Genomic DNA, 13960 nt, shown 5'->3' with positions numbered 1-13960 from the left:
CCCCTTAACCAATCATTTTCTTTGCCACATAGAATCGTCTTCCCAACCATGCAAGTGCAGCTATACCTAATCCCCCAGCAGTTGTCTGTTGATTAGCCTCTTGTTCAGCTTCATATTCTTTAAAGCCCTCTTCGTAGTAAAATTTATAGACTACTTCTCCCTTTTTATATTCTTTAGAGATTGCCAGCTCTGCCCCTTCCTTCCCTTGTGCAAGTGCCGCATCTCTAATTTTCAATACCTCTTTGTTAGACTCAAAACCTTCTTTATACCAATCTATGAACTTCTCATTTTTCAAGTCAGGCCTCTTATATTCCACTAAGCTAAAAGCAGCTTCATAACCCTGCTTCACGTAAAGGTCTTTTAATTCCTTTTGACCCTTTTCGTACCCTTCTTGATAAGCTTCAACAAAGTCTTTTTCTTTTGGTGGATTATTCACATCATTTTTTCCATCTTTTAGACCTAAAGCAAAGTACTCTTCTTTCTTAGCTTCTATTCGTTCTTTAACAGCTTTATTAAAACCTTCTTCAAACGCTGCCTTTAATTGAGCGTTAGCTGCATATGTTTCAGGAATTGAGATTTTATCTTGTTTCTTCCCTAATGAATAACCTTCTTCATTAGCTTTTTCCTTTTCAGTTTCTAACTTTGCTTTTCCTTCTTCAAATCCCTTGTCATAACCAGTTTTATAGCCATTCTTGAAAGCATCACTTTCACTCTCAGCTACATTGTTACTAGTGTTCCCCTGATATCCATCCTTCTGACCTTGAGCATATCCTTGCTGCTCACCGTTTTTACTATCTTGTTGATCTTTCTTAAATTGTACCTGCTCAGGGCTGTTGTTTATTTTGGTTTTGTCATAGCCACCTGGGGCCTCACAAGGTATTCCATCATCAACCGCATTTCCCCATCCATCCAATCCTTCAGGATCATATGTAGCGGAATATCCTTTTGAATTCCAGTATTCAACTACTTCATCATAGGTTGCAAAATCAGAACAATCTTTATCATTTCTAGTTGCTGCCGGAGCAGTCCCCGAAGTGCTGCCACCAGACGAACTTCCCCCAGAAGATCCTCCATTATGGGAGTGATACCCTGTGCAAAGGCCCTTTGCTTTAGATTTCTCACTGCAATTATGTCCTCCACTAGAATCTGTTCTACCAGAGTGTGCAAAAGAAACAGTCCCAAATACAAAAGTAAATAACAACGTTAAGATGGCGATTTTCTTATACATGTTTCTCCCCCTCAAAATAACTAAGGCGCTATTTTTATGTTGCCAATGCTGTTTTCAAGTTATATCTTAAGGTAGATTCCACATATTTACAATACACTTTTGAACTATCTCCTATTTTTTTCTCAATAAAAAAACTCAGTCGTTTTCAGACTGAGTTTCTAGTTAATTGTCTTTTTGTATTATTTATACTTGGTCTTATCTTCCGCCACTTGTGGCATCTCCCTAAAAAACTCATTCTCCTCATAACTCTGCTGAATATCACTAACCCGCTCAATCAAATAACCCTCTAATTCCTTATCGGTACAATAAACAAAGCATCCCTTCTGCCCTCGTGTCATCAATGTACGATAAGTATTTCGGATAATCTCATCCGCAAGCTGCTTAGCTTCTTCAGGTTTTTCCTTCAGCATTTTCTTCAAGCCTTTTAATGAGTTGTCAGTTTTAGCGCGTTTGGTATAATCGGTGATTACTTCTCCATCCTTATATACGAGGTCATCTCCTATAACAACACCAACATAGTCAAACTCAAGTCCCTGGCAGGTGTGAATACAGCCAATTTCATTTACTGAGCTTTCGTCAATCGCCCATGTGGCGGAGTTATCGAGATTCCAGCTCATACTAAACTTATGTTCTGGTAACTCAATATCATGAAAATTGGTGTTAGACTTTCCTTCCTTAATCCAGTTCCAGCAATAGCCAGCCACCATCCGCGACTTGTTGTTCTTTTTATTCAGCTTTTCAATTTTCTGACGCATTTCGTTAGGATCTTTAAAGATACGGAAATCATAATTTGTCCCAATGTAATTCGAGTTAGCTGTCTCCCGAATCTGCAGCACGTCGTCAATCCAGCTCAGATAACCATCCGAGCCATTGCAGCGAAACTGTGATTCAAGCTTGACCGTCGACACCTCTGCTCCGAGTTCTCCAGCAAACTTCTTAATCATGCCAATACTTCCGATATCCTTCAGAGTCACCCGCTGGCGCTCATCAATAAAAAAGACAGCCAGTTTTGAAGCATTGATAATTTCCTTGACTTGATTTTCACCAAGGTTGCTGAAAAGTCCTGACTTCTCATTCAGCCGATGGGCTTCATCAACAACCAGAACATCAAATTCATTCGCCGGTGCATTAATATAGCTGCCTGAACCAACAAATAAGTTATCGATATGGCCTTTACGGAAATTCTGCTTCAGCTTGGTCGCATAGATGTTTCTCGGTGCCGCATTTTTAGTGACATATTGAGCGACTAAACTGCGGTTCGTAGCCTCTACCAACAAGTTAATCGCCAATACAGACTTCCCAGTACCCGGTCCGCCCTCAACAACTAATACCTGCTTCGTGTTTGTCCGTAAGGCTTCACTCGCCAGATGCAACGCAGTCTCATAAACCACTTTCTGGTCATCAATCATAACAAACTCTCTATTCCCCTGGAGCATGCTGTTCAGAGAATCTTGCAGCGATTTGGACGGCCTAATCCTTCCTTTATCAATCGTATATAAAATCTCTTTATTATCACCGTGCTTGATATACCTTTTTATAAAGTCGCGAAGCTTACCAGAATCCCCTTTTACAAAAACCGGCGCTTCCTCAATATAATAATCATATACAGGATCAGTCAGCGGATCCTGTTCACCCTGGTTTATGTAATTATGAAGGTATGCACACGGATAAAGTTGAATTTCCTCTTTTTGCGCATTCTCATTATAATCCTTGATCAATGCAGCATAGGACCAGGCCTGATAGGATGGATGTGTCGTCTCCCGCACTCCCCTGTTAATCACCGTTTTTACAATCGCCTCTTTGCCTTCAATCTTCTCAACACTTTCCCACTGCTTCAACTCAACAATGACAATCGATTGCTTGGCATCCAGATCCGATCCAGAGATGAGGAAATCCACACGCTTCGAGGTGTGAGGAATCTTGAACTCAATCGCAACACCTGCATCCTTAGGAATCTCACTGTCACTTAACACTCTATACATATATTGCATCGAGTTGTCCCACGACCGAACCTCCCGCTCATTAATTCGGCCAATTTTGCTGTTATAATTGCTGACAATATTATTTACCAGCTCATCATCAAAAACATCCTTCAAAAACTCATCCTTCGTCGCCTCATATACGATCAACTACCCTCACCCCTTCTGTACGGGATACTTCAGCGCATTCTTCTTCATCTTCTCCAAAACTTCTTCTTCAGGATCAATATCCAACTTATCCGCCAACTGAACAAGATAAATCAAAATATCAGCCATTTCCTCTTTAATATTCTGTTGCGAATCCCTGACAGCTTCCTCACTGCTTTTCCATTGGAAGTTCTCCAGTAGTTCGTTTGCTTCAAGAGAAATCGAAATTGCTAGGTCCTTTTCGTTGTGATACGGCTTCCAGTTGCGTTCGTCACGGAAGTTTAGGATTGTTTGGCGGATTTTATTCATTTTATGTTCACCTCAGGTGTTTTACTTAATTTGTAAATTAATTCTTTTTTATTTTATCACTAGTGCAGAGAATTAGGATAGGAATATAGATTTATACAAAAAAGCATAATCTTTTAAAGATTCGACTTTATTGTTACAGCATTATAGGTTTATTTATATTTATATTATTAAGGTAGAACCATACTTTCTTTTAGGTTACCTCTAGAAAAGAACCACAAGGTACGTCCCTATACCCCTTGAAAAAATCACCGTCTAATTTCCTCATTAATTGAAATACGGTTCACGGCGAATAACTGGCATGAAGTATAATTTTACTAGTTCAAAAGAAAAAGACCCCAATCTTAGGAGTCTTGATATACCCTTCTATGGAGATGAACAGTAACAATTATTCATCAAGCAAGAATTATTTCATATTTTAATAAGGTGAAATCGTAACAAAGTAGCAATATTGGCAGGTATGGCTGGTTCTTATCCATTTAAAAGACTATTAGCCAAATCATTAAAGTTGCATACTTTAAGACCGTTCAAAGCAGGGACGTATTTCATCCTCTGCTTCTTATGAAAATTCCCTCCACCAATTCAGTTGTTATCTTATCTGGTATTCACTTTTTATAATGTTGATTTCTTCATTGGATAGATCACCAGATTTTCGTTCTCCTTTAAAGTCCCTATCCATCCCAAAATTCTTGGCCAGTTTTAATACAATTATTTTCATATCATTATTAACACTCTTGAAGAGTCTTAATAATTCTACATAAACCACAGTTTTTGATTTATTAAATCTGTAGTTATTAAAGTATTTAACGGAGATTTCGTAAACGTCTGATACTTCGTCTTGCACAAGAGAGTTTAGGACATAAGAATATGCTTCAGCTACTAATTTTATAGATAAAACTTCTTTAAATGACCCAATTACTTCCAGCAACTTAACTTTTAGACTATTATCTTTGTCTCTCATTCCTGCTATTAAATCAGTTAGAAATACTTCCTTATCATTTACGTGTTCTAAGAGAATATTCTTTAATACATCAAACTTAACCTCTTCAAGTATGTCAAAAAAGAACTCGGCTTTTTCCTCTGTATTTAAGTGTTTGAAAAGATTCCCCACCGTTCTTATAGAGACCTTAAGAGTGTTTTGGTCCAGTGGCGTTGGTAAATTACTTATTGATTTCATTAAAGTAACGAATCTAGAATTACCGATTATTGAGAACCAATGTAAATCATTTATAAAAAGTTCAGGATTTATTTCAATATTGTCAACTAAAAACTGTGCATAACCGCCAAGGTTTCCTTTTTCACTACTAATATTTTTACCTCTTACAGCTCTAAAGAATTCTAAAGCGTCAAGTTTTGCAGTATCACTGTCAGCTTTATTAAGAATTACAGGGATGGCATCTTCTTTAATTTTATCCGGAAGAACATCACCGAGATAGGAAAGACTCTTAATTAATAAATCTATGAAATTGCTATTATTTATACTTACTTCTTGTATCTTTTTTACCATAGAACTTTGGAGATTTACATCAATTATGTCCCTTGTTATTCTTAGTATTTTCACAAAATTCTCAGTCCAAACTGGTGCACTGGTAAAATGATTGTTACTAAAATAAGCAAAGTTAGGAACAATTGAATTGACTATTTTTTCTTCATTAGACTTATTTTTTAATAGTAGTGAGAATAATGTGTATGTCCTGTTAAATAGTCCTATATCAACATTAGCATAGGTGATGCCTGGTTTTAATGTGTCAATCAATTGGATGCGCTGGCCATCCCCAAAGAAATCGTTGTTTAAGTCCAAAATATCATCGTATATTGAAGTTTTCATAATCTCCTTTAGAATATAAGCGAATAATTCAGGAAAATTGCTGAAACCTTCATCCAACATTGATACTATACTATTAAGAAATCTATTAAATAGCTGTAATTCCTCTGTTTTATCTTGGCCTTTAACAGGTAAGATCGAGTGCATAAATTTGTCAAAATTAGTTAACAATTCTTCATTTCCTTTAATTCCCATTAAGTTCAATTTTTCTAAAAAATTAAGTACCTCCAAAACCTCATCCTCATGATCAAATTCATTTTCTATTATGGCTTCTAATAATTTTGTACTTAAATCCTCAGTGAAATCACTTATGTCATGTAACATTGTGGTTATTATCATAAGAGAAGTTTCCTTATTAATACTTAACAAAGAAGGTAAAAAATCTAAAAAGTCTTGTTTATATTTCTTCTTAACTTTTTTAAGAATAGAATACAATGACGCCTTAAAATCCTTAAATGCATTTTTGTCCTTTGAATTATCGATAACATGGTTTGCCAGTTGATAAAAAAAAGGAAGTCCAAAGTATTTTTCAAACAAACTTTCATGGTCATTATACAATTGTTGTATTTCGTAGATTGGGAAAAAGTCATATTTCTCATTTGAATTTGTAATAAATTCTTCTATCGTTTTGCTTATATCAGCATCATTAATTTCTTCATCTTTTGATAAAAGAATATCTAAAATTTCATAGGATGAGACTACATAATCCTCACTGTCCATCTCTTTGTTGTCTTTAGTTTTCCATTTATCATTTTCAAAAAGGTTTTCCATTACATAAAGAAGGGCTTTTTTTACACCTGTTTTATTTTCGGCAAACAAATAAACATCTATTAAATTTTTATAATCAACTTGCCAAAGTAAAGTCTTTTCAAGGGGAATCTCCTGAATTCTATATGATATGGTATCCGCAAAATTTTCTTTAACATTCTCCGGAACAAAACTTATTACTTGATACGCAGCTTTAAGAACATACAATAAATCTTCAATGGATGTTATTTTTATTTGTTCAATAATAGCCTTCGCCATTGTTTCAGCATGACTTGATTGCAAATATGGAATAATGCCTCTTTCGTTGGCACCTAATAAATTTTTACGTAAATGGCGTTCTTTTTCGTCACCTGCTAATAAACCAACAGAACCTTGTCCTAAATACAAGAATGGACCGATGTTTTCAGTAGTAATATGTTGAGTCCTAAGTAAGAAATTAATTAACCCCTCATACTCATCTTTTATTTTGTTATTTTTTTTGTAGAAATAGCTTAAGGTAACTTCATTGGTTACTTCTTCACCATTGTAGAAATCTAAAATCTCATCAAGCAGTTTATAGTTACTAACTAACCCATTATAAACATCACTATAATCAGACTGTAAAACTGATAATTTGGCTAAAATTCTAATTCCATTGTCACCAGTTAAAAGGTCATTCTCAAGTTTTCTTCCTTCTCTCCTTTTTGCAATGAGTAAATTATTAGCAAAAGTATTCAATAGTTTCTTTACTTGACGAGGGGTTGTAGCTGCTGGATGAATTAATATATTAATTATTTCGTTAAATTTACCATTACACATATTAACCAAGTCAGGTACCTCTTGCATAGCTAAATTCCTAGAGTATTCTTTCATGTCGCTTTCAATTATAGGTGGTAACGGTATCCTAAACTGAAATAACTTATCTAAAAATAACTCTCCGTCAATCTCTTCAAACGTTTTTGAAAGTCTTTGTTTTTCTAAGGCTTTCTTTAGTATTTGTTCATCGCACGAAACTATAAATATACATTCTTCAACATCAACAAATGCCTTTATTGCATCTAATGCATCTACAACTTTCTTTGGACTTAATCTATCGAGATCATCTATAATTACTACCAGTTTTTTGAAATTCGGATTCTCAATTTTATATTTTTTTATCTCTTTCTTAAATAGTTCCTCATATTCATCGGGAGTCTCAATAGGTCTGTTCATCTGGATTACAGTAGACTTTTTTTGTATAGAACTATTAATATAATTCATAAATAATGCAAAAAAAGGCGGGATGGCTAAAGGTATCCAAATTTTGTCTTTAAAGTAATCAATAGATTTATAAAATTCAAAACTGAAATCCTTGTTTAATATGAAATAAGTTCCTACATCAACTAAAAAAAATGCTAATAAAAAAGCTACACTGGATAGTAACCATAAAGTAGTCAACATCAGTATATAAGGCTTAAAGTTAGTAAAAGCTTCCTTAAGCGAAATTTTTTCTTCTTTAGGTGTTACCTCAACTATCAGTTGTTTAATTGCATTTGTTATTCGGTTATAAACAGTTATATCCTGCTCATTATTAAAGGTTTTCCATAGGTTCTTAAGGAATGATTTTCTTAAAGAATCATTTTCATATTTCCAGGCATTTATTTCATGAATCTTATATTCATCTCTTCCTTGGAATTCCCTTTTTAACAAATTTATTATTGAGGATTTACCTACACCCCACTTTCCTATTAATGCAATATTATAAGGTGGTGTATGTTCTTCTATTATTGTTTTAACATTTTTAACATAATCTATGTGATGAAAAGCATCTTTATTTTTATCTATTAAAGCAGTGTCTTTTAAAAAGTATTTTTCATTCAATATATGATCCTCCCATTCACCCATTTCAACAATTTTCACCAAAATAAACCATATTTCTAGTTTACTCCAATTAACAAGATAAGGAAATACTCAATGAGTTCTTATATATATGGCATTTGAAAAAGAATTTAAGCTCGTAAATAGAAGTGAGCCACAGGGACTGTTTTCGCGTCTCATTCGGGAATCGAAATAGCAAGGCATTTAGAATCTTTTGGATGAAGTTTCAATTAGTTGAGCTATAAGGAGGATGAACTTAAGTTACTGTTCTTAAGGCGAAATATTTCAGTCTGAAGTGGTTGCTCTGTCAGCAAAAAATTAATGTTTCAGATTTTAAAAAACATCTAAATAAAAAGGGGACGTGAAATCCGTCCTCATTTCCCTTAAACCCTTCTCCTTATCCTACAAATATATCTCCTCACCCTTATCCATTTCCCCCGCCTTCTCAAAAACCCCCTTAGCCACAGCCAGATCAAAATGCGCCGCTCCAACTGATTTAAAAATAGTAATATCATCAACACCACGTTCCACTGGATTCACATGAAGTTCAGCCAATGTCCCAGAAAGCTGATCAAACGACCATTTCCCTCGTTCCGCAGCATCAATGAATTCTCCAGCTTCTGCTTTCATCCCGTCATAATCATCTGCATAAATCAATGCTGCTTTTTCAATCGCGCCTAGTGGGATTTCACGCATTTCGGGTAAGTAACTGCCTACGCCGATGATATGTGTCCCTGCTTTTACATAATGTGCATCAAATACTTCTTTGGTTGATCGTGTCGCACAGCAAATGACATCGGACTGGGCGACGGCTTCGTTCCGGTCGACTCCGGTATGAATTTTAGCGGTAATACCCGCCTCTTTGAGCTTTTCGCCGAATGTGTATGTTTTATCGATAGAACGGTTTATTAGATAAATGTCTTGGATCGGCAGCACGTTCACGATTCCCAGTACTTGCTCGAACGCCATTCCGCCTGTGCCGATGACGGTCAGCACTTGGCTGTCTGGCCTTGCGAGGTGGCGGGCTGAAATGGCACTTAATGCGCCGGTTCTCAAGCGTGTCAGATAGGAAGCGGACAGTAAGCTTATATGTCTTCCTGTTTGGAGTTCTGTGAGTAAAATGGCTCCTTGTGTGGTCGGAAGATTGGCTGAGCTGTTATCAGGAAAAATCGAGACAATTTTGGTCGCTGCCATTGATGTTCCATCTGAACTTGGCATATAGAGAACCGATCCGTTTCGTTCAGGGACATTCAGTACCGTCCGGTGAGGATTTTCAACACGTCCTTCATGAATGGCCACCAACATGGCTTCGACGTCTCGTATGGCATCTTCGATTTTATAAATGGATTGGATCTGTTGTTCGTTCAATATAAGCATTTAGAATCTCTCCTTCGTATGTAAAAACTCGGCCAAATTATTTGGCCGAGCTCATTTTACCAGTGATTACGGTTGGTTCAACGCGGCTTTTCACTGCCCAGATGGCAATCAGTGACACCACTGCAGTGAACATGATGTAGAGTGCAACCGGGACGTAGGAATTATCGAATGATGCGAGCAGCGCTGTGGCAACGAGCGGCGCTGTTCCCCCGGCGACTGCGGCCCCGATTTGGTAACCTAGTGAGACCCCGGTATAGCGAACCTTTGCATCAAATATTTCCGAGAACATGGTTCCAAGTACTGCCGTAATCGGAGCCCAAATGATCCCCAGGCCGATGATCGTCGCCAACACCAGCATGAGTACACTGCCTTGATGGATCATCCAGAAGTATGGGAAAGCGAAAGCCATCATCGCTAATGTGCCGGCGATATACATTTTCTTGCGGCCAACGCGGTCTGACAGACTTCCCATGATTGGAATAAGGATCGTCGTAATGACGGTTGAAACCATGACCGAACCTAACACAGCGGAGCGGCTGAATCCTAGCGTGCTTGTCGCATAGGATACAATGAATGTACTGAAAATATAGAATGGAGCCGTCTCCACCACTTTCGCACCGATGGTAATCAGCACTTCTTTCCAGTAATAGCGAAGGGTATCGACGATTGGCAGCTTTGGAATTTCACCTTTTTGCTGAACTTCCTTGAATTCTGGTGTCTCATCGATTCCTTTTCGGATCCATAAACCGAAGACCACGAGCAATGCACTAAAGATGAATGGCACGCGCCAGCCCCATGACATGAATTGCTGCTCTGGCAATAAGCTCATGAGCCAAAGAGCGAGTGTACCCATCACCATCCCGATCGTCACACCCATTTGCGGAATCGAACCGAAGAATCCTCTGCGTTCTGCTGGAGCATACTCAGTCGCAAGCAACAGAGCTCCTCCCCATTCCCCGCCGATTCCAAGCCCCTGGATCAGACGAAGGGTAATCAAAATGATTGGTGCAGCTACACCGATGGCTTGATATGTAGGCAGAATACCCATTGCGAATGTCGCGGCACCCATCAAGCTCAATGTTAAAACGAGTGTCTTTTTCCGGCCGATTCGATCCCCGATATGACTGAAAATGATTCCTCCAAATGGCCGGATGAAAAACGAAAGGGCAAATGATGCATACGCTAAAAGCAAGCCTACTGTTGGATCCTCGTTGACAAAGAATAATTGGTTAAATACAAGTGCGGCCATCGTTCCATATAGAAAATAGTCAAACCATTCAATGGAACTGCCAACAAGGCTGGCGATCAATACACGATAAGTCGTTTTCTTATCCAATTGCATTTTTCCTTCCCCCTTTTTTAAAATTGAAGTAGTACTTCAATTAAATTTTAGATAATGGTTAATTTTCTGTCAACTTTGTTCAGATTGACACAATCCATATATAAGGGAAAAATAGGAATTAGGAAGGTGAGATTTATGATCGGTGTACGACTGAAAGAAATCCGTAAAGAGAAAAATATGACCTTAAAAGAACTTGCCGAAGGGGCAGGTGTATCTATAAGCTTTTTATCACAAGTAGAGCGCGGAAAGTCCAGCGTCACACTGGAGTCCCTGCGAAAAATATCTGAAGTTCTGGGCGTCAATCCAAGTACCTTTTTTCCAAGTAACAATGAGCCAGTGAGTGGACCATCATTTCATTATAAAGACCTGACACAGCAAGTCCCAAACCCAGACTTCCATCCAATACTCGTCACTCTCCCAGCAAACCAAAGCGATGGACAACCCTTTGCACATAGCGGACATGAATTTGTATATGTAATAGAAGGAACATTGACACTGCAAATAGGTACCAAGATGATTGAACTACACCAAGGAGACTCCTGGTTTTTTTCAGCCAGCGAAACGCATTATTGGTATAACCATACAGATGAGACGATCCGATTCCTTGTCGTGTCTTCAAGGTAAAAAGGTTCAGTGCTTAAAGACGGAATAATATGGCGGGAAGAAGGTTTCCCTATATTTTTATTTTTGCTTTCCTCAGTTCTCCTATTTGTCCGGTCTTCCTACAGGCAATGATTACCTCGTTAATTAAGATGGGAGCAAAGAATCTTCCTTTGCTCCCAAACTGAATATATAAATTATAATAAACTCGTTTCCAAGGCATTACTAATCATAGAATTAAAATCTTGGAATGAGTCCATGATCGTACCTGAAGGCTTATCAAGCTCATAATATATTTTCTCGTCACTATCAAAACAATACCATGCTGTATCAGAGTCTCCAAAAAAGAGGTATTTTCTTTGCCAATTATTCTCATGCCAAAGATCATTCAACTCGATAAAACCCTGTATTTCTTCCTCAGCCTCACCGTCTAGTAAATCTTGGTCTACTCCATAGATGACCAATCCATTAAAATCCAAACCATTAACAATCCTCAAAAACTCGATATATTGTTTAGGTAAATCCACTTCATCAAACTTATCCTTGAAGGTTTGGCAAAGTTTCATTATTTCTCCTTCTGATGAGGGTTTTCTCAAGGAGCTCCCATATCTCTGCTCCACTTTCTCAATTTCATTTAAAAGTTCTCTCAAATTGGACATAATAAACCTCCTCATTCTTTAATAGCCTTTGGAGGATACAATTCCTCCTTAATTATTGGCCATTTAATAATTTTGCTTTCTCCAGGTAATAATCCTCTTGTTAATGAATTTTGTTCATTTGTAATAGCTTTATGAAATGGATCATTTTTAATTAAGACCAAGTTAGTGAATTCATTTGTTCCCCCATCATCCAAGGGTAAATTATGATGTACTTGCCAACCTTTGGGGTTACTATAAATCCTTTTTAAATTTAAAAAACCTTGAAAGGCATATAGCCGATCAAGGTGTAGTTTTACAAATTAGTTTTTTCTACTTCATGGAACCAAGAATCAAAAATATCATCAGGTAATAGTTCACCATCATTCGAATAAACTAAATCATATCTATAGTTTCCTTTTAAACTGTTTTGTTTTACATTATAATAAAATTTAATTTCTGCAGGCATTTCTTTACTGAACTCTTCACATTTTTTATGGATGAGCTTTAAATTTTGATTACCAATTCGCAGTGCCGCCTTCTGTCTTTCTCTCGAAATATCATAAACTGGTTTTTGACTATCCAATTCATTTACAGCCTTGTTTAGTTGATGTTTATGGACAACCTTTCCATTAATTCTATAGAAAAAATCAAAAACATACATTGTGGGTTCATACGAACAATAAATAAAGATTTCATCTGCTTTATTTTCGACATACTCTAAACAAATAGCCACCATGTCCGTTTGTAATTCTGAAAAATAATCCTCAAATACTTTCACATAATCACCCTAGTTGTATATATCATCTCGGCATTTCAAGTAAAAGAAAAGAAGCTTCTTCATAGTAATATTTTACTGTAGATATTCCGCTTCCCATTTATCCTGTTTTTCCACAGGGCTAAGTTCAGAAATATCTTGATAGCCATAATCAATCTTCATTTTACCGGTGTTTTCTAATATAAAAGTTAAATTTGTCCACCGTTCTTGTTCTTGCTCCCTGAATTCCACCCATAATCTAGAAAAATGATCATACAGTTCATTATCTAATTCATCAAATGCATCTTCATCTATATTATATAAATCTGGTATATCCAGGCTATATACCGGTTTTGCTCCCTCTTGAGGATAGTAGTAGAAAAAAACCTTTCTATAGCCTTCTCTATATTCAGCGTATAAAAATATTTTTACCCAATCTTCTTGAATTAGGTTCACTAACGTATTTGCTATTTGCTGATAAATTTGTTCCATCTTTTTAGTCTCCATGTCAGAGACCTCCTAGATTATCTATTAGTATATCTGTATATTTTCTTTATCGTCTATAAAACACACCAGGCACGGTTCTCGCTCCTTATTCGGAAACCTTAGTTCCAGTTATCAACAGCCTCTTGGAAATTATCAAGTAAAAATTCATCAAAGCTAGTATATCTAACAACTTCTCTTTTACTTAAATCATCCCATCGAACAACGTTATAGCCTTCTACCGTGTTTAAGCAATACACAAACTCATCCACATTCTCTAAAACGATATATTTTTTTGGTAATCCTAATTTCCTATATCGCTCCGTACCTTCCACTACAGATGCATATTCTTCTCCTTCAACACCTAAAATGTCAACTCCACAAATTCCTCCTGAGCCATAATTTTTAACAAACTCCTTATATTGTAGGGGAAAAGCAACTTCTAATGTGTTCTCAGCCTTTGTTATGGCCTCATTTGAAACTTCTCCTATAAAATCTCCATTTTCAAGATATTCATTAATCATTTCTAAAAGTTTTTCATTCATGGATCAGTCCCCTTATGGAATTAGAATTAACTTTTATATACTAGAAGTCTGCCTTAAGGATTAATTATGGCTTGGTTAAGAATCCGGAAAATCGGAATTAATATTGAATATATGGTCCATTTAAAAAAGAAG

At 36.7% G+C, this 13960-nt stretch carries 11 protein-coding genes and 1 pseudogene; 1 reads left to right on the top strand and 11 read right to left on the bottom strand.

The genetic code is table 11. The features are described from left to right. Positions 1 to 4: 4 nt before the first annotated feature. From J7E38_RS16140 to J7E38_RS16115, 6 genes are all read right to left on the bottom strand, one after another. Complete coding sequence (locus tag J7E38_RS16140) at positions 5 to 1228, bottom strand: YHYH domain-containing protein (RefSeq protein ID WP_214706692.1); 1224 nt, start codon at positions 1226 to 1228, stop codon at positions 5 to 7. Positions 1229 to 1407: 179 nt separating this feature from the next. Then, on the bottom strand, positions 1408 to 3357 hold the full coding sequence (locus tag J7E38_RS16135; RefSeq protein WP_214706693.1) for a DUF2075 domain-containing protein: 1950 nt from the start codon (positions 3355 to 3357) through the stop codon (positions 1408 to 1410). A 6-nt stretch (positions 3358 to 3363) separates the two neighbouring features. After that, a complete protein-coding gene (locus J7E38_RS16130; RefSeq protein WP_214706694.1) occupies positions 3364 to 3663 on the bottom strand; it encodes a nucleotide pyrophosphohydrolase in 300 nt (99 codons plus the stop codon). 586 nt (positions 3664 to 4249) lie between these two features. Next, positions 4250 to 8092, bottom strand: coding sequence for a KAP family P-loop NTPase fold protein (locus tag J7E38_RS16125; protein ID WP_214706695.1), 3843 nt, complete (start codon positions 8090 to 8092; stop codon positions 4250 to 4252). Positions 8093 to 8491: 399 nt separating this feature from the next. Continuing rightward, a complete protein-coding gene (locus tag J7E38_RS16120) occupies positions 8492 to 9466 on the bottom strand; it encodes an ornithine cyclodeaminase family protein (RefSeq protein WP_214706696.1) in 975 nt (324 codons plus the stop codon). A gap of 37 nt (positions 9467 to 9503) precedes the next feature. Further along, the gene (locus tag J7E38_RS16115; protein WP_144475569.1) at positions 9504 to 10802 is read right to left on the bottom strand and encodes an MFS transporter; all 1299 of its coding nucleotides are present in this window, start codon (positions 10800 to 10802) and stop codon (positions 9504 to 9506) included. 141 nt (positions 10803 to 10943) lie between these two features. Here J7E38_RS16115 and J7E38_RS16110 point away from each other — a divergent pair, with 141 nt between their 5' ends. After that, the gene (locus J7E38_RS16110; protein WP_214706699.1) at positions 10944 to 11432 is read left to right on the top strand and encodes a helix-turn-helix domain-containing protein; all 489 of its coding nucleotides are present in this window, start codon (positions 10944 to 10946) and stop codon (positions 11430 to 11432) included. Between the two features lie 173 nt (positions 11433 to 11605). Here the strand turns inward: J7E38_RS16110 and J7E38_RS16105 are convergent, their stop codons facing one another. The 5 genes and pseudogenes from J7E38_RS16105 to J7E38_RS16090 all read right to left on the bottom strand — a co-directional run bounded on the left by J7E38_RS16105 (position 11606) and on the right by J7E38_RS16090 (position 13828). Continuing rightward, the gene (locus J7E38_RS16105; protein WP_214706700.1) at positions 11606 to 12067 is read right to left on the bottom strand and encodes a YrhA family protein; all 462 of its coding nucleotides are present in this window, start codon (positions 12065 to 12067) and stop codon (positions 11606 to 11608) included. 11 nt (positions 12068 to 12078) lie between these two features. Then, positions 12079 to 12297: pseudogene (locus J7E38_RS24355) on the bottom strand (hypothetical protein); the annotation flags it as partial. Positions 12298 to 12359: 62 nt separating this feature from the next. Next, positions 12360 to 12824: a hypothetical protein gene (locus J7E38_RS16100; RefSeq protein ID WP_214706701.1), complete on the bottom strand. Its 465-nt coding sequence runs from the start codon at positions 12822 to 12824 to the stop codon at positions 12360 to 12362. Between the two features lie 72 nt (positions 12825 to 12896). Then, entirely contained in the window at positions 12897 to 13307 is a 411-nt protein-coding gene (locus J7E38_RS16095) for an immunity protein YezG family protein (protein ID WP_214706702.1), read from the bottom strand. Positions 13308 to 13405: 98 nt separating this feature from the next. Beyond that, complete coding sequence (locus J7E38_RS16090; RefSeq protein ID WP_214706703.1) at positions 13406 to 13828, bottom strand: SMI1/KNR4 family protein; 423 nt, start codon at positions 13826 to 13828, stop codon at positions 13406 to 13408. Positions 13829 to 13960 lie beyond the last annotated feature (132 nt).

Origin of the sequence: Bacillus sp. ISL-35 (genome assembly GCF_018613355.1) — a bacterium.
Classification (GTDB): Bacteria; Bacillota; Bacilli; order Bacillales; family Cytobacillaceae; genus Mesobacillus.
This window is presented reverse-complemented; position numbering and strand designations above follow the sequence as displayed.